This is a genomic window from Actinomadura vinacea (genome assembly GCF_039532545.1).
Classification (GTDB): Bacteria; Actinomycetota; Actinomycetes; order Streptosporangiales; family Streptosporangiaceae; genus Spirillospora; species Spirillospora vinacea.
This window is the reverse complement of the sequence record NZ_BAAARW010000020.1, coordinates 103,192-119,718: the sequence shown is the minus strand read 5'-3', so window position 1 is coordinate 119,718 and position 16,527 is coordinate 103,192. Positions and strand designations below refer to the sequence as shown.

Annotated in this window: 15 protein-coding genes; 2 read left to right on the top strand and 13 right to left on the bottom strand. The window is 72.0% G+C overall.

Features of this window, described 5'->3' with window-relative positions:
* Positions 1 to 27 precede the first annotated feature (27 nt).
* Genes ABD340_RS24975 through ABD340_RS24965 form a run of 3 tightly spaced genes read right to left on the bottom strand, consistent with a single transcriptional unit; the run spans position 28 to position 3,694 of the window.
* On the bottom strand, positions 28 to 1,755 hold the full coding sequence (locus ABD340_RS24975; RefSeq protein ID WP_344592051.1) for a class I adenylate-forming enzyme family protein: 1,728 nt from the start codon (positions 1,753 to 1,755) through the stop codon (positions 28 to 30).
* The gene (locus tag ABD340_RS24970; RefSeq protein WP_344592050.1) at positions 1,752 to 2,906 is read right to left on the bottom strand and encodes a CaiB/BaiF CoA transferase family protein; all 1,155 of its coding nucleotides are present in this window, start codon (positions 2,904 to 2,906) and stop codon (positions 1,752 to 1,754) included. The genes ABD340_RS24975 and ABD340_RS24970 overlap by 4 nt, the downstream gene beginning before the upstream one ends.
* Positions 2,903 to 3,694 carry a crotonase/enoyl-CoA hydratase family protein gene (locus tag ABD340_RS24965; RefSeq protein ID WP_344592049.1) on the bottom strand — a complete coding sequence of 264 codons (792 nt, stop codon included), beginning with the start codon at positions 3,692 to 3,694 and terminating at the stop codon, positions 2,903 to 2,905. Before ABD340_RS24965 ends, ABD340_RS24970 begins: the two co-directional genes overlap by 4 nt.
* Positions 3,695 to 3,910: 216 nt before the next feature.
* On the opposite strand from ABD340_RS24965, the gene ABD340_RS24960 reads away from it, so the two are divergent.
* The gene (locus ABD340_RS24960; protein WP_344592048.1) at positions 3,911 to 4,816 is read left to right on the top strand and encodes a LysR family transcriptional regulator; all 906 of its coding nucleotides are present in this window, start codon (positions 3,911 to 3,913) and stop codon (positions 4,814 to 4,816) included.
* Between the two features lie 135 nt (positions 4,817 to 4,951).
* On the opposite strand, the gene ABD340_RS24955 is transcribed toward ABD340_RS24960, so the two are convergent.
* On the bottom strand, positions 4,952 to 6,160 hold the full coding sequence (locus tag ABD340_RS24955) for an RNA-guided endonuclease InsQ/TnpB family protein (protein WP_344592046.1): 1,209 nt from the start codon (positions 6,158 to 6,160) through the stop codon (positions 4,952 to 4,954).
* A gap of 242 nt (positions 6,161 to 6,402) precedes the next feature.
* Here ABD340_RS24955 and ABD340_RS24950 point away from each other — a divergent pair, with 242 nt between their 5' ends.
* Positions 6,403 to 7,989, top strand: coding sequence for a long-chain-fatty-acid--CoA ligase (locus ABD340_RS24950; RefSeq protein WP_344592045.1), 1,587 nt, complete (start codon positions 6,403 to 6,405; stop codon positions 7,987 to 7,989).
* Positions 7,990 to 7,998: 9 nt separating this feature from the next.
* Here ABD340_RS24950 and ABD340_RS24945 read toward each other — a convergent pair whose 3' ends face one another.
* The 9 genes from ABD340_RS24945 to ABD340_RS24905 form a co-directional block, all read right to left on the bottom strand.
* Entirely contained in the window at positions 7,999 to 8,886 is an 888-nt protein-coding gene (locus tag ABD340_RS24945; protein ID WP_344592044.1) for a LysR family transcriptional regulator, read from the bottom strand.
* A gap of 35 nt (positions 8,887 to 8,921) precedes the next feature.
* Complete coding sequence (locus tag ABD340_RS24940; protein WP_344592042.1) at positions 8,922 to 9,686, bottom strand: SDR family NAD(P)-dependent oxidoreductase; 765 nt, start codon at positions 9,684 to 9,686, stop codon at positions 8,922 to 8,924.
* Between the two features lie 52 nt (positions 9,687 to 9,738).
* Positions 9,739 to 10,872, bottom strand: coding sequence for a thiolase family protein (locus tag ABD340_RS24935; protein ID WP_344592040.1), 1,134 nt, complete (start codon positions 10,870 to 10,872; stop codon positions 9,739 to 9,741).
* Between the two features lie 235 nt (positions 10,873 to 11,107).
* On the bottom strand, positions 11,108 to 11,593 hold the full coding sequence (locus tag ABD340_RS24930; RefSeq protein ID WP_344592038.1) for an SRPBCC family protein: 486 nt from the start codon (positions 11,591 to 11,593) through the stop codon (positions 11,108 to 11,110).
* A gap of 266 nt (positions 11,594 to 11,859) precedes the next feature.
* Positions 11,860 to 13,101 (bottom strand): cytochrome P450, encoded by a 1,242-nt coding sequence (locus tag ABD340_RS24925; protein WP_344592037.1) that lies wholly within the window; start codon positions 13,099 to 13,101, stop codon positions 11,860 to 11,862.
* Entirely contained in the window at positions 13,098 to 13,739 is a 642-nt protein-coding gene (locus ABD340_RS24920; protein WP_425547435.1) for a GTP-binding protein, read from the bottom strand. The genes ABD340_RS24925 and ABD340_RS24920 overlap by 4 nt, the downstream gene beginning before the upstream one ends.
* On the bottom strand, positions 13,720 to 14,082 hold the full coding sequence (locus ABD340_RS24915; protein ID WP_344592036.1) for a DUF742 domain-containing protein: 363 nt from the start codon (positions 14,080 to 14,082) through the stop codon (positions 13,720 to 13,722). Before ABD340_RS24915 ends, ABD340_RS24920 begins: the two co-directional genes overlap by 20 nt.
* Positions 14,079 to 14,492, bottom strand: a complete 414-nt coding sequence (locus ABD340_RS24910; RefSeq protein ID WP_344592035.1) for a roadblock/LC7 domain-containing protein — start codon at positions 14,490 to 14,492, stop codon at positions 14,079 to 14,081. The genes ABD340_RS24915 and ABD340_RS24910 overlap by 4 nt, the downstream gene beginning before the upstream one ends.
* Positions 14,493 to 14,619: 127 nt before the next feature.
* Entirely contained in the window at positions 14,620 to 16,329 is a 1,710-nt protein-coding gene (locus ABD340_RS24905; protein ID WP_344592034.1) for a sensor histidine kinase, read from the bottom strand.
* Positions 16,330 to 16,527 lie beyond the last annotated feature (198 nt).

Genomic DNA, 16,527 nt, shown 5'->3' with positions numbered 1-16,527 from the left:
CTTGCCTCCTGACGGGGGTGGGCTGGTTCACCGGGAACGTGAAGCAGGTCCGGCCGGCCGGTCGTCCCGGCCGATCCGCGCGTGCAACTCGCTCTTGAGGATCTTCCCGGCGGGTGAGGTGGGCAGCGCGTCGACGACGTGGACGGTGCGGATCCTCTTGTACGGCAGGACGCGTCCGGCGACGTACGTCATGACCTCGTCCGGATCGACCCGCGCGCCGGGCCGCGGCACGACGAAGGCGACCGGCTCCTGCCCGACGCGCGGGGCGGACCGGCCGACGACCGCGGCCGTCGCCACCCCGGGATGGCCGTGCAGGACGTCCTCCAGTTCGCGGGGATAGACGTTGTAGCCCTTGTAGAGGAGCATGTCCTTGGCGCGGCCGGAGACGAAGACGAAGCCCTCCTCGGTGACGCGGCCGATGTCTCCGGTACGCAGCCAGCCGCCGGTGAACTGTTCCCCGGTCGCCTCCGGCGCGTTCAGGTAACCCGCCGTGACCTGGGGGCCGCGCACCCAGATCTCGCCGGTCTCGTTCGGGCCGAGCACGTCCGCGCCGCCGCCGACCGGGTGGATCCGCACCGTGGTGTCGGGCATCGGCAGGCCGACGCTGCCGGGTTCGCTCCTGGCGCCGCACACCAGCGGCGCGGCCGCCACCAGGCATGTCGCCTCGGTCATGCCGTACCCCTCGCTGATCACCGCGTTGGGGAAGGCGGTGCCGAGCGCCCGCAGCGCGGCCGCGTCGATCGGGGCGGCTCCCGAGGAGATCACCTGGACCGAGGACAGGTCGTGGTCGTCGAGGCCGGGGCTGCCCAGCAGCGCGTGCCACATGGCCGGGCTGCCGGTGACGTAGGTGGCGCGGTGGTGTTCGATCGCCTCCAGCAGACGTTCCGGAGAGAACCGCCCGGTGAACACGACGGTCGTCCCGCACAGCAGCAGGAAGTTCGCGTGGATGAGCGCATGCGCGTGGAACAGGGGAGGCACCATCACCGTGACCGCGGTCCCGGGGCGCACGCCGGCGCCGGGCAGACCAGGGAGCGGGCTGAGCCGCGCGCCGCCGTTCTCGGTGACGTCGACCAGGTGGGCGGCGCGCCAGGCGGTCATCTGGACGACGTTGGCCACCACGTTGCGGTGCAGAACCCGCACGCCCTTCGGGACCCCGGTGGTGCCGCCCGTGTAGGCGATGTGCGCCACGTCGCCCGCGGCGACGGTGATCCCCGGGGCGCCGGCGGGCCGGCCGGCGACGAAGTCGGCGAGGGGCACCACCGCGTCGTCGCCCGGCGGCTCTCCGGCGGACGGCGCGCAAGCGCTCGGCGGGACGACCACGATCGTCCGCAGGGCCACCCCGTCATCGCGCGGGTCCGCGGCGTCCAGGAGGGCGGCGACGTGAGCGGGATGGCTGACGGCGAGGACCGCGCCGGTGTCGCGGAGCTGGGCGCGCAGGCCCGGCGCGGGCTGCAGCGGGTTGGCCGGCGACACGCTCGCCCCGGCGAGGAGCGCCCCGTAGTAGGCGACCAGGAACCACACGCTGTTGGGCAGATGCAGGAGGATGGCATCGCCGTCGCGGACACCGGCGTCCCGCAGGGCGTGGGCGAACCCGGAGGCGTGCTCGCGCAACTGCGAGAAGCTGAGCCGCTCGGGCCCGTCGACGACGGCCGCCCGGTCGCCGTACAGCCTTGCCGCAGAGGTGAGCAGCTCTCCCACTGTCAGCTCGGGATAGTCCAGCGAGGCCGGCATCCCCTCGGGCCAGTACGCGTTCACAGCACGATCCCTTGCGCCAGCAGCTTCTCGATGTCCTCGGCGGTGTGCCCCAGCTCGGATAGGATCGCGCGGGTGTCCCGGCCGGGGACGGGCGCGGGCGCCGGGCTCGCGCAGGGGGTGTCGGCGAACCGGGGGGCGGGCGCGGGGTGGATCGCGCCGCCGGTGTCGGTGAAGAAGCTCTCGCGGGCGGCGTTGTGCGGGTGCGCGGCGACCTCGTCCATGGTGAGCACGGGCGTGACGCAGGCGTCGACGCCGTCGAACCTCGCGGTCCACTCGTCGCGCGAGGCGCTCGCGAACGCCTCCGTGAAGACCTCCCGCATCGTCGGCCAGGTGCTCCGGTCCAGCTGGGCGGCGACATCGATCCGGTCGGCGACGCCGAGGACGCCGACGAGGTCGGCGAAGAACTTGGGTTCGATGGCGCCCACGGCCATGTGCCGTCCGTCGGCGCACTCGTAGGTGTCGTAGAAGGGGGCGCCGCCGTCGAGCACGTTCGCGCCCCGGTCCACGGTCCACGCACCCTGCGCGAGCCGCCCGTAGATCATCGACATCAGCAGGCCGGAGCCCTCGACCATCGCCGCGTCCACGGTCTGGCCGCGCCCCGTCGCCCGGGCGTTCAGCACCGCCGCCAGCACGCCGAGGGCCAGCAGCATGCCGCCGCCGCCGAAGTCGCCGACCAGGTTGAGCGGCGGGACGGGCGGCCCGCCTGGCCGGCCGATCGCACCGAGGACGCCGGACAGGGCGATGTAGTTGATGTCGTGGCCGGCCCGCGCGGCCAGCGGGCCGGCCTGCCCGAAGCCGGTCATGCGGCCGAACACCAGCCGCGGGTTGCGGTCGGCGAGCGTCGCGGGATCGAAGCCCAGACGCTCGGCCACGCCAGGGCGGAAGCCCTCCAGGACCGCGTCCGCCCGGTCGATCAGGGCGTGCACGATCGCGGCGCCGCGGGGGTCCTTCAGGTCGGCGACCAGCGACCGGCGCCCGCGGTCGAGCACCGGGTTCGCGGGCGTGCCGCGGTCGGCCGGGCGGTGCACGCGGATCACCTCCGCGCCCAGGTCGGACAGCACCATGGCGGCGAACGGGACGGGGCCGATGCCGCCGAGCTCGATGATCCTCATTCCCGCCAGCGGGCCGGGCGGCACGGCGTCGCGGCTCATCGGCCCTGCCAGTTCGGCCGGCGCTTCTCCGCGAACGCGGCGGCGCCCTCCTTGGCGTCCGCCGAGGAGAGGACGGGCTCGGTGATCAGCCGCTGGCGGGCGAACCGCTCGTCCTCCGGCCACTGCCCGTGTTCCCTGATCACGCGTTTGGTGGCCAGCGTGGCCAGCGGGCCGTTGGCCGCGATGCGGGCGGCCAGGGCCAGCGCCCCGTCCAGGGCGCCGCCGTCCTCGGTGAGGCGGTTGACCAGGCCGATCTCGTATCCGCGCTCGGCCGTGACCATGTCGCCGGTCAGGGCGAGCTCCATCGCGATCTGCTCGGGGACGCGGTGCGGCAGCCGCAGCAGCCCGCCGGCGGCGGCGACCAGGCCCCGCCTGACCTCCGGGACGCCGAACCTGGCCGTCCGTGCCGCCACGACGAGATCGCACGCGAGGACCATCTCACAGCCGCCCGCGAGCGCGTAGCCCTCGACCGCCGCGATCAGCGGCTTCTTCGGCGGTGCCTCGGTCAGGCCGGCGAATCCCCGGCCCTCGATGCTCGGCCGCTCGCCGCGCAGGAAGGCCTTGAGGTCCATTCCCGCGCAGAAGCAGCCGCCCGCCCCGGTGAGGACGCCGACGGACAGGTCGTCGCGGCGGTCGAGATCGTCGAGCGCGGCGGCGATGCCCTCGGAGACCGCCCGGGTGACGGCGTTCTTCGCGTGCGGGCGGTTGATGGTGATGATCGCGACGCGCGAGTCGTGCCGCACCAGCACCTCGTCGCCGGCGGTCGTCGTGCTGCTCTCGGTTGTCATGTACGGGGCTCCTGAGCGGGCCGAGGAACGGGGCGACCGCGACGCGACCACCGGACGGTCGCGTGCCGCGACCACCGGACGGTCGTGTACCGGTACCCCACTGCATCACCGCCGGGCCGGGCCGCGCAAAGACCGGGGCGTGTATGGATCTATCGTCCAAACCTATGAGCAGACGTCAGCGCGGTTGCGACCGACCGCTGGACGTATCGTTGCCCCATGGATCTGCGGCTTGTCGGGTACTTCGTGGCGGTCATCGACCACGGCGGCGTCACCAGGGCCGCCGAGGCCCTCTACGTCGCGCAGCCCTCGCTGTCCCAGGCGATCCGCAGCCTGGAACGCCAGCTCGGCACCCAGCTGTTCGACCGGTCCGGCCGCCGGCTCACCCTGACCGTCGACGGCCGCGCGTTTCTCGGGCCGGCCCGGCGGATCCTCGCCGACGTCGAGAACGCCAGAAGCCGGGTGCACGCCGTCCGCGACCTGGCCACCGGGCGCCTGGAGATCGCGGCGCTGTCCACGCTGTCGGCCGATCCGCTGCCGGAGCTGACCAGCGGGCTGCGCCGGCGGCACCCGGGCGTCCTGGTGACCGTCCTCGATCCCGGCGGGCCGTCCGGTGTCGTCAGCCAGGTCCGCCAGGGGCAGGCCGAGCTGGGACTGACCGACTTCCCGGTGAAGACCGACATGCTGAGCACCCGCGAGCTCTGGGAGCAGGAGATCGCCCTCGTCCTGCCGCCCGACCTGGCCGCCGCGCTTCCCGATCCGGTCCCGCTGGACGCGGTCGCGGAGATCCCCCTGGTACTGGAGTCGTCGGCGGCGGGCGGCCGGACTCCCCTCGACGACGCGCTGGGCCGGGCCATCGACTTCGTGGCCGTCGAGTGCGCGCACCGGCAGGCGATCTGGGAGCTGGTCATGCACGGCGCGGGCGCCACCTTCCTGCCCCGGCGGATCGCCGAGACGGAGCTGGCGAACGTGGCGGTGCGGTCCACGGTGCCGCAGGTCCGGCGCACGGTGCGGGTGGTCTTCCGGCCGGGCCCGCTGTCCCCGGCGGCCGCCGCGTTCCTGGATGTCGCGGCGGAGGTGGGCCGGCAGCGCTCCGCCGCCCTACCCTCGGCACACGAAGCATAGGTTCGCCCTATCAAACGATGCGGGGTTCGGTCTTTGTCCCACGGCCCGGTGTCATGGTCGACTGCTCACCGGCATGCCTTGGCGCGGATTTGACCTCCTCCCCCTGGTAAACGAGGGGGATTCCAACCCGTGGCCTCAGGAAAGGAGAACAGGTTGAGGTTCGCGGTTCGTCCGCCCCGGCGACCCGGGGCGTCCCCGCGCAGCGACGGCCGGTCCGGCCGCCGTGCACACGAGTCTGGTCTCGTGGGCGATGTTGCGTGCCGCGTTCACATCGGCGTTGCCGGCGTAGCCGCAGGACCGGCACCGGAAACGCGCTTGGCTCTCGCGCGCCTCCCGATCCGTGGTCCCGCACGCCGAACAGCGCTGCGAGGTGTACGCGGGATCGATCCTGTGGACGCGGCCGGGCGCCTTATGTTCCAGCCGCTCGACCAGCATCCCCCAACCGCCGGCCAGGATGCCCCGGTTCAGCCCCGCCTTGGCGGCGACGTTGCGTCCCGGCCTCTCGATGGTGCCTCTGGCGGAGCGGGTGATGGCCCCGATGCGCAGGTCCTCGACACCGATCACGTCGAACTCGCGGGCCAATATCGTGGAGGTCTGCTCCACCCAGTTCTTGCGGCGGTCGCTCTCGCGGGCCTTGAGCCGGGCGAGCGCGGCCCTGAGCCTGGCGCGGCGGCCGGAACCGCGCCGGGCACGCCCCAGGCCCCGGGCCAGCAACTCCAGGCGTCGCGTCTCCCCGGGCGTGAGGCCGGGGACCTTCAGCAGATCCCCATTGGACAGGGCGGCACTGACGGCAACGCCCCGGTCCACCCCGACCACGGCCCCGTTGCCGGGGCCGGGCACCGGGGCCGGGACGTGCGCGAAGGCGACATGCCAGCGCCCGGCCCGATCACGGGTCACCCGGTAGGACCTCACGCCCTCCGGCACCGGCCGCGACAGGCGGAACCGCACCCATCCGCACTTGGGCACCAGCACCGCGGCCCACTTGCGCGACAGGCGCCTGACCTGGTGGGGTTTGAGGCCGACCTGCCGGAACCCCTCGTGCACGCCTTGCTTGCGCCAGGTGGGACGGCGGTGGGTACCGGCGAAGAAGTTGCTCATCGCCTGCGCGAAGTCACGCAACGCCTGCTGCTGCACGGTCTGGGACCCGGCCCGCAACCACTCGAACGCGGCGCGGGCCTGGGTGAGCTGTCGGCACTGGGCGGTGTAGCCGGGTGCCCCGCCCCTGTGCCGGGACCAGAAGCCGTGTTGCTCGACGGCCAGGTTCCACACGTACCGGGCGTGCGCGCAATGCGAGAGCAGGACTTGCTCCTGCTCGGGCGTGGGGTCCAGGCGGTAGCGCGGCACAGGGGTGAGCGTAGCGTGCACGCTCGAACACAGGGACGAAAACGTGCTGGAAAGTGCCTGGTCAACCGGCATTCGCCCCCCGGGGGCGAATCTCCTTTCCCTGCCCTGCTTCGCAGGGGTCCGATTCCTCCCCGGCCTCAAGGCCGGGATTTTCTCGGAGGTCCTTTGATGAACGCTGCCTTTCCACGGAGCTCGCCGGTGACCCGCCCCGGCGGGCGGCGCCCCCACGGGCGGATGCGGTGATGGCGGCCCCGACCCCGGCCCCGGCGTTCGCGGGCATGACGCTCGGCGACCAGCTCGCCCGGCACGCCCGCACCGTCCCGGGCGCCGTGGCACTGCGCATGGACGGCGCCGACCACACGTACCGCGAGCTGGACGATCGGGTCGACCGGCTCGCGGGCGCCCTCCGCGCGCGCGGCGTCGCGCCGGGCGACCGCGTCGCGGTGATGACGTTCAACGGTCCGGAGACGGTGGAGGCCTTCTTCGCCTGTGCCCGGTTGGGCGCCGTCTGCGTGCCGATCAACTTCCGGCTGCACGCCGACGAGGTGGCCTACCAGCTGTCCGACAGCGGGGCCCTCCTCGCCGTCGTCGAGGCCGCGCTGGCCGCGACCTTCGCCCAGGCGTGGAAGCGGACGCCGACGGTACGCCACTGCCTCGTGGTCGGAGAGGGCGACGAGGCGACCGGGTCCATGGAGCGCTATGAGGACGCGCTGCGCGACGCGCCGGCGACCGCGCCCGGCGTGGCGGTCGACCTCCAGGCCCCCGCGTTCATCATGTACACGTCCGGCACCACGGGACGGCCCAAGGGCGCGGTGCTCACGCACTACAACCTCCTCGTCCAGACCATGAGCAGGATCGCCCACTTCGGCCTGCCGGCCGACTGCCGGTGCTGGCTGATCAACACCCCGCTCTTCCACATCGGCGGCCTGGCGGCGCTGCTGTCGAGCATCCTGCTCGGCGCCCGGACGGTGCTCACCAGGTCCGGCCGCTTCGACCCGGTCGAGACCCTGGACCTGCTCGAACGCGAGCGCGTCGGCTACGTCTTCCTCGTCCCCGCCCAGTGGCAGGCGATCGTGGACGTCCCGGGCATCCAGGGCAGAGACCTGTCCGCCCTCCGGATCATCTCGTGGGGCGCGGCGCCCGCGACGAAGGCCCTGCTGCACAGGATGATCGAGACGTTTCCGGGCGCGCGGCTGCTCAGCGTGTTCGGGCAGACCGAGAGCAGCGCGGTGTCGACCGTGCTGCTCGGCGAGGACGCGCTGCGCAAGATCGGGTCGGTGGGGACCCCGCTGCTCAACACCGAGGTCCGCATCGTGGACGAGCACATGGACGACGTGCCGTGCGGCGAGGTCGGCGAGATCGTCTACCGCGGGCCGTCCATCATGAGCGGCTACTGGAACAAGCCCGCCGAGACCGCCGCGGCCTTCACCGGCGGCTGGTTCCACTCCGGTGATCTCGTCCGCCAGGACGAGGACGGCTACATCTACGTCGTCGACCGGCTGAAGGACATGATCATCTCTGGCGGCGAGAACATCTATTCCGCCGAGGTGGAGGAGGCCGTCGCCGCCCACCCCAAGGTGGCCGAGGTCGCCGTGGTGGGCATGCCGCACGAGCGGTGGGGCGAGACGCCGCTGGCCGTCGTGGTCCCCGCCGCCGCGTCCGATCCGCCGACGGCCGAGGAGATGGAGCGGTGGTGCAAGTCGCGGCTGGCGTCGTACAAGGTGCCGCGGCACCTCGCCGTGGTCGCGGAACTGCCGCGCAACGTGAGCGGGAAGGTCCGCAAGAACGAGCTGCGCGAAAGCGCCCGCTCGCTTGCGGGAGACCGCTGACGAGCGTGCTCACGCGCGGGCATCGGCCCGCGCCAGGGCGATGAACGCGCGACCGGCCGGGGAGAGCGCGGCCGAGTCGTAGACCAGCCCGTGGGCCCGCTCGATCCGCGGGTCGAGGGAGCGCACCACGGCCCCCCGGGCCGCGGCGGCCTCGGCCATCGACCGCTCCAGGAACGTGGCGCCCACCCCGGCCAGGACGAACGGCAGCCGGGCCTCGCGGTGCTCCACCACGACGGACGGGCTCACGGCACGGCCCGCCGCGGCGATCGCCTGCTCGATCTCGCCGACCGCCAGGGAACTGCCCCGGGGCACGGTCACCTGCGGGATGTCCGGCAGCCTCGACAGCGGCAACGGGTCGTCCGCGGGCGCCGCCGAGCCGGGCGGAAGGACGAGCCAGTACTCCTGCACGCCCAGCTCGCAGACGTCCAGGCCCGAAGAGTCCACCGTCGGCAGATGGCAGGCCACGATCTCGCAGTGGCCCTCCCTGATCAGGGACGTCGCCATGGCCTCGTCACGCAGGTCGCCTATGCGGATGGAGACCCTCGGGAACTCCCTGCGGAAGGCGCCGACCAGTCGTGCCACCGGATCCGCCGACAACGCGGGCATGGCGAAGATGTCCAGCCGCCCGCGAGGCCGCCCGGCCGCGTCGAGGAGCGAGCCCTCCGCGGCGACGACATCGCGCAGGACGCGGCGCGCGGGCCCCACCAGGCTGTGGCCGGCCGAGGTGAGCACCATGCCGCGGCCGATGCGGTGGAACAACTGCACGCCGAGCTCACGTTCGAGCCCCTGGATCGCCTGCGACACGGTGGGCTGGGCGACGTCGAGCATGGTCGCCGCCGCGTTGATGCCGTTGTGGTCGACGACCGCGAGGAAGTACTTGAACTGGTGCAGGTCCACGAGGCCGAATGTATCCTCGGCGCCGGAACCGGCCGTCAGCGCGGTGCCATGCGGAGGGCGCCGTCGAGCCGGATCGTCTCTCCGTTGAGATAGCCGTTCTCCAGGATCTGGCACGCCAGCCTCGCGAACTCGTCGGGACGGCCGAGCCGGGCCGGGTTGGGCACGCCGGCCTCGAGCGAGGCCCGCACGTCCTCCCGCAGCCGCGCCAGCAGGGGAGTGTCCATGATCCCCGGTGCGATCGTGCACACCCGGATCGACCTGCCGGCCAGGTCACGGGCCGCCGTCAGGGTCATCCCGACGATGCCCGCCTTCGCGGCGGTGTACGGGATCTGGCCGATCTGGCCCTCATAGGCGGCGACCGACGCGGTCAGCACGATGGCGCCGCGTTCGCCGTCGATCTCGTCCCGGCGGGCGATGCGGGCGGCCCCGAGGCGTAGGGCGTTGAACGAGCCGATCAGGTTGAGCCTGATCACCCACTCGAAGTCCTCCAGGGAACCGGGGGCGCCGTCCTTGTCCAGCAGTCTGAGCCTGCGGCCGGCGCCCGCGCAGTGCACCAGGCCCCGAAGCCCCCCGAACGCGTCCGCCGCGTCGAGCGCCGCCGCGAACTGGTCGGCGTCGGTGACGTCCGCGGCGACGAACCGGGCGTCGCCGCCAAGTTCTTTGGCGGCGTCCGCGCCGGCGGAGGCGGGCAGGTCGATGAGGGTGACCCTGCCGCCCGCCTCGACCACCCGGCGGGCCGCCGCCAGCCCGAGACCGGACGCGCCTCCGGTGACGGCAATGGACGTTCCTTCCAAACGCATGTGCGCGGTTCCTCTCAGTGGTCCCGTCCCGGACAGGGCGGGGAAATGATCGTCACAGCAGTTCGAGGATGGTCGCGTTCGCCATGCCACCCGCTTCGCACATGGTCTGCAGGCCGTACCGGATGCCCTGGTCCTTCATATGGTGCACCAGCCGGGTCATCAGGACGGCGCCCGAACCGCCCAGCGGGTGCCCGACGGCGATCGCGCCGCCCAGCGGGTTGAGCCGATCGCCGGCGGCTCCGGTCTCCGCCTGCCAGGCCAGCGGGACCGGAGCGAAGGCCTCGTTCACCTCGAATGCTCCGATGTCGTCGATGCGCAGCCCGGATTTCTTGAGCACCTTGGCCGTCGCCTCGATCGGCGCGGTCAGCATGATGACGGGATCGTCGCCGGCCAGCGCGGCGGTGTGCACGCGGGCGACCGGCCGCAGGCCACGTGCGCGGGCGGTCTCGCCCGAGGTGATGAGCAGTGCGCCCGCGCCGTCGGAGATCTGCGAGGCGTTGCCGGCGGTGACGACGCCGTCCTCGCGGAAGGCGCTCTTCAGCTTGGCCAGCGTCTCCACCGACGATCCGCGGCGGATGCCCTCGTCGTTCCGCAGGCCCCCCGCCACCGGAGCGAGTTGCCCGTCGAGCGCGCCGGAGTCGACGGCCGCCGCGGCCCTGGCGTGCGACCGGGCCGAGTACTCGTCGAGCCGCCGCCGGGAAAGGCCCCACCGCTCGGCCATCATCTCCGCGCCGACACCCTGATCGAAGCCGTCCACGCCGTAGCGCTCGAGCACCTCGCCCGGGTACGGACGGCCGTCCCGCCCGGCCGATCCCATGGGCACGCGGCTCATCGACTCGACACCACCGGCGATCACGAAGTCGTAGTGTCCGGCGATCACTCCCGCGGCGGCGAAGTGCACCGCCTGCTGGCTGGAGCCGCATCGGCGGTCCACCGAGGTGCCGGGCACCGATTCGGGCCATCCCGCCGCCAGCACGGCGACCCGGCCGATGTTGCCGGACTGGTCGCCGGCCTGGCTGACGCACCCCCAGATGACGTCGTCGATCTCCGCCGGTTCCACTCCGGTGCGTTCGACCAGTGCGGTCAGGACGTGCGCTGAAAGGATCGCCGGGTGAATGGCGGCCAGGGCCCCATCGCGCTTTCCGATGGGGGTGCGAACCGCGTCGACGATGACCGCGTCCCTCACGCGCTTCTCCTCAGATGCTGGGTATGGAGCCGGATCGGCGTTCGGAAGAGGCCTGCCGAAGCCATTCGAACCAATCACGCCGCATCAGATCGAGACAAAGTCCTGATCGTGATCGGAGATATCACCCATACCTATGTGAGTGTCGGCCGCATCGTGGACCCGCCAGAACGGGCGCCGCTCAGGCGTGATCTCGTCACGCTGGCACGACAGAGGCGCCCGGCCGGCAGCCGGGCGTTCAGGCCCGGGGCGTCGGTGCGGCGAGCTCGGCCAGGTGGTGCAGCGAGTTGGTGAGATGCTCGGGGCCGAACGGCGGGAACTGGAGGTACTCCCGGATGGACTGCGGCACCGCCGACCAGTCGTAGGTGAGCGTGACCTCGGTCTCGGACGGACCGAGCGGCGCAAGGTCGTAACGCCAGATCCAGCCGCCGAACTCCAGGTGGCCGTCGTCCTTCTCCTGCCCCGTCAGCCAGCCGATGGCGCGTGGCGGGTCGAGCACCTGGACCTTGTTGGCCACCTGGTAGTCACCGTCTGGATGGTTGGGGTGATACATGTCCATCCGGAAAATCTGTCCCACTTCGGTCAGCGGCGCCTTGTCGGCAGGTTCCTGAACCCAGCCGGTGCCGTCGATCGCGGAATGGGTCGTCGGGTCCGCCAGCACCGCGAACACCCTCGCGGCGGGCACGGCGACGGTCAGGGTGGCGCTCACGTTCTCCTGGTCCACGGCGTGCACACTCCTGTCATCTCGGACCTCCCGCAGGCGCGGAAGGGGGACGTTCCCAACATGCAGACGACGCGGCGAGGCGGAACTCATCGGTAGTGAGGGCGGAAACCCGCACCCCGTGCCACCAACGGCGGCCTTGCAAGGGTCAAGTTTCGAAGACCAGGGAGGCGGTCTCACTGGCTTCCCAACGGAGCCCACCGGGTTCCGTTCACAGCATGTGGCCATCGGCTCGTCACTGATCACCCCTGGAGAACCGCGCCCAGGAGTCATGCGCCCCGGCGGGAGCCAGCCGGGGTGAAGGCGACCGGCAGGGCGGCGAGGCGGCGGATCCAGAGCGACGGGACCCATTCCAGTTCATCGGGCTTCACCGACAGTTCGACGTCGGGCAGCCGGTCGAGGAGCACCTCGACCGACGTCTTGGCGATGATCTCGGCGAGTTCGGGGACTGGGAAGGGACATCCGTGCTCGCCGTGCCCGAACGACAAATGGGCGCGGTTGTCGGCGCCATGGCCGGGTGAGATGGGCCGCACCTGAGGGTCGGCGTTGGCCGCGGAGTATCCCATCACCACCATCTCTCCGGCGCGGATGGTATGGCCACCGAGTTCACATGCGTGCGCGGCGAAGCGGCCGATGACGTTCTGTTGCGGGGTGTCCTCCCAGAGCACCTGGTTGAGCGCCTGGGCGACACTGCCGCGACCGCCCTGGAGCGTCATCGCGAACCGCTCGTCGACCAGCATCAGCCGCAGGGTGTTGCCGATCCAGTTGCTCGTGGGCAGGTGCGCGGCGGCGAGGAGGAGCACGATGTCGTGGACCACTTCGTCGACGGTCAGACCGGCGGGATGCGCCAGCATCCGGGAGGAGATGTCCGGCCCCTTGTACACCTTCTTGTGCTCCACCAGTGTCCGCAGACGTTCATTGAGCCGCTGGAACGCCGGGATCGCGTTCTCGTCGGAGCCCGCCGAATCGGCGATGTCCTTGATCAGAGCGGGCACCTCGGCCTCGGGCAGGCCGAGGAGCCGGGCGAAGACCAGCGGCGGGATGGGGTCGGCATACCGGTCCAGCAGGTCGGCCTCGCCGTCTCCGGCGAACCCGTCGATCAGCCCGTCGGTGACCTCCTCGCTGAGGATGGCCAGCTCGGTGCGGTCGATCGCGTCCAGCGCGTCGCTGACCGCACCGGCCCGCCGCTGGTGCTCGGCCCCCTCGGTCATCCACATCGCCGGCGACCAGGCGACGTACGGCATCAGCGGCCAGTCCTCGGGGACCGTGTCCCAGGCATTCCAGCGCCGGGTGTCTCGGGCGAACAGGTCGGGATTGCTCGCGACATGCTTGAGCTCCCGGTAGCCGATCACGAACCAGGCCGGGAAGTCGCCCTCGAGCAGGACGGGGACGACCGGGCCGTACTCGCGCCGCAGCCGCTGGTAGAGCTCCAACGGCCGTTCGTTGAACTCCTCCCCGTACAGGCGCACGGCGTCCTGGTCGCCCGCGGGCCGGACGTTCTCCTCGGTCACTGCGCGGCCTCCTGGAACATGGCTGGGTCGTGGAGTCTGACGAGGTGCCGGACGAGCGTGATCAGTACGTTTTTGCTGGACTCCCGGTGCCGGGCGTCGCACTCGACCAGCGGGATGTCCGGGTCCAGGGACAGCGCGTCGCGCACCTTGACGAGCGAGGGCCGCGGGCCGGGCCCCTCGAACCGGTTGACGGCCACCACGAACGGCATCTTGTGATGCTCCAGGCGGTCGAGGGGGTAGAAGGAGTCCTCCAGGCGGCGCGTGTCCACCAGGACCACCGCGCCCAGGCTCCCCGAGAACAGCTGGTCCCAGATGAACCAGAACCGCTCCTGACCGGGCGCCCCGAACAGGTAGAGCACCCTGTGGTCGTCCAGGGAGATCCGGCCGAAGTCGAACGCGACCGTCGTGGTCCGCTTCTCCATGACCCGGCTGGCGTCGTCGACCCCGACGCTCGCCTTGGTCATGACCTCCTCGGTGCTCAGCGGGCGGATCTCGCTGACCGAGCCGACCAGGGTGGTCTTCCCGACACCGAACCCCCCCACGATCACGATCTTCAGCGCGTCCCGGGCGGTGCGGCGCAACGGGACGGCGCCCGGCGGTCTGGCACCGGCGGCCTGGTCAGAGACTTTGGAGTCCAACGAGCACCTGCTTCAACGTATCCATGTCGGCCACGTGGGTCGTGGCGGCGGCCGAGGACGGATGGCGGACGGTGATGTGGCCGGTGTCGCGCAGGTCGAGCAGCAGTATCTTCACCACGCTCACCGGGAGCCCGAGATGGGAGGACAGCTCGACGACCGCCACCGGCTCGTGGCGGCACAGCCGCAGGATCGTGACGTGCTCGGACTGCATGCCAGGGCCGGGGTCGCTCTCGGCGAGGATCAGGCCGACCAGGTCGAGGCCGTCGTCGTCCACCCGGCTGCGACCGCCGGTCACGGTGTAGAGCCGGTCGGGATCCTCCCGGTCCAGGGCGCGCGGGTTCATGTCGCCGTGCCGTGGGCCGCCGTGCGCGGCGCCGCGGTCAGGTACCCGCCGATCTGCTCCACCAGCTCGTTCATGCTGTGGCCGACCAGGCCGACGTCGGCGTCCTCGGAGGCCAGGACGGCCAGGTGCGCCCCCTCCCCGGCCGGGATGATGAGCAGCACCCCGCCGGAGAACTCCACCATCGACTGGCCGGCACCGATGCCGTCGCCGAACTCGTGGGAAGCGGTCAGGGACAGGCTCTGGATTCCCGAGGCGATGGCCGCCAGCTGGTCGGCCCTGTCGTCGTCCAGCCGGCGCGTGTGGCAGATCCGCAGACCGTCCCTGGACAGCACCAGGACGTGCTGGATTCCCGGAGCCCGGTCCATCAGGGCCGTCAGAAGCCAATCGAGTCGATGGTCATCGGTGTTCATCAAGATCACGGGGCGCGACCGGCGGGCGGTGCACCCCTGCCTCCTTCACATCAGTCGTTCCTCCGGCCGGGCTCAGGCCCCGGTACGCCACCCGTCCCCGACTCGGGGGACGGCAGGGCCGCAGGCCTTACCGGTCGAGGTCAGCCGCGGACGTGCCGCCGCCGTCGTCATGGGTACCGCCCTCGGTGCCGCCGTCGCCTCCCGGCGCCGGCTCGGCACCGGCCTCACGGGCGCGGCCCGCCGCGGACTGGCGGAACGCGGCGAACCGCACCCCCGGCTCACGGGGCTTGGGGGCGGGCCCGGACGGCCGCTCGATCGTCGCGGCCAGGGTCGCGCCGCGGCGGCGTTTGGGCAGGTACGCCTCGTCCGCGCTGTCGCCCGGCGCGTCGGGCGCGCGAGCGTCCTCCGCGCCCGTACGAACGGCGCCGCCGACGGCCGTGCGGGCGCGGCTACGCGAGGAGGAGGCGAACGACGAGACGGTGCCGGCCCCGGGCGGCGTCTCCAGGGCGGTCTCGTCGGAGGCGGAGCGGGTTATGAGCCGCCGCGGAATCAGCACGACCACCCCGATGCCCCCGCGCGAGGACGGGCGGAAGCTGACCGTCAGATGGTGCTTGCCGGCCAGCCGCCCCACCACCGCCAGGCCCAGCCGGGTCCCGGGGAGCGTCGTCAGGTCCGCCGACTCGGACATCAGCCGCTCCGCCCGCTGGCGTTCGCGCTGCCGCATGCCCAGACCGCTGTCCTCGATCGTGACCACGACCCCGGCGTCCTCCTCCTCGGCGTAGACGTGCACGGCGGTCCCGTGCGGCGAGAAGTTGGCGGCGTTGTCCATCAGCTCGGCCAGCGCGTGCATCACGCCCTCGGCGGCGAACCCGGCGACGGCGGCGTTGCTCGTCGAGTGGTATTGGACGCGCTGGTAGGAGGCGATGCGCCCCATCGCGCCGCGGATGATGCTCTCCAGCACGATGGGCTTGGTCCAGCGGCGACCCGAGCGGCCCCCGCTGAGCAGCGCGATGCTGTCGGCCAAGCGGCCCATCTGCGAGACGTGGTGGTCCAGGTTCAGCAGGTCGCCGAAGAACTCGTCCTCGTGGTACTGGTTCTCGAGCTCGCGAAGCTGGGCGAGCATGCGCGTCGTCTGCGCCTGGATCCGGGCCGCGACGCTCGCCGCCGCCGTCATGGCGGCGGCCCGGTTGCGCTCGCTCGCCACCAGGGCGTCGACGGTCTTCCGCTGCAGGCGCTCCAGCGCCGCGTGCGGGAGGGTGGGCAGCTCGGCGAGCGCGGTCGAGGCCGAGGCCGAGGCGCGGTCACCGTTGATCCGTTCGACGAGGAGGGGGAGCGTCTCGTCGGCGAGCCGGGCCACCGCCCATTCCAGGGACTCCAGCTCGGCCCTCGCCTTTGCCGCGTCGCGTTCACCCGACGCCACGCCGTTGGCCACGAGCTGCACGAGACGGCCCAGCAGGTGATCGGGTGCGGCCCTCAGGTCCGCCAGGGTCTCCTCCGGCGACGCCCCCGTGCGGAGCCGTCCGATCAGATCGGGCAGCGGCCCGTCGAGCAGCTCGCGCAACCGGCTCTCCAGCCGGTCGTCGTCGTTCCTCATACGGGACAGCCAGGTGCGGACGCTGCGTGCGTACCGGGCGTGATAGGCCGCGAATGGAACCGCGAGGCTGACGATCAGCGCCGCCATGCCGCCGAGCGAGGCGCCCCAAGGATCGATGCGATCCAGGGTCAGAAGAGTGCCCAACCAGGCGCCGCCTGCGACGACGATCACGATCAGCCAAACCCGGAACGCGTGTTCCAGCGCGTCTCGTTCAACTGCCGGTCGGCCTGCTTGTGCTGCCATCGCGTCCTTCTGAGCATGGCGCGACGGGGTGCGCGCAACCTCGCCGCACTGCGAACATTACGGGAATGAATCCGATGGGAACGCACCATAACGCTCGCCAGGGCGTGCAGTCCCTCAAACTTCGATTTTTCCCTGCACCCGGGCGAATGGGACGTGGAATCACCGAACAGGGTTCGGTAGTGAGTGCATGCTCACCAA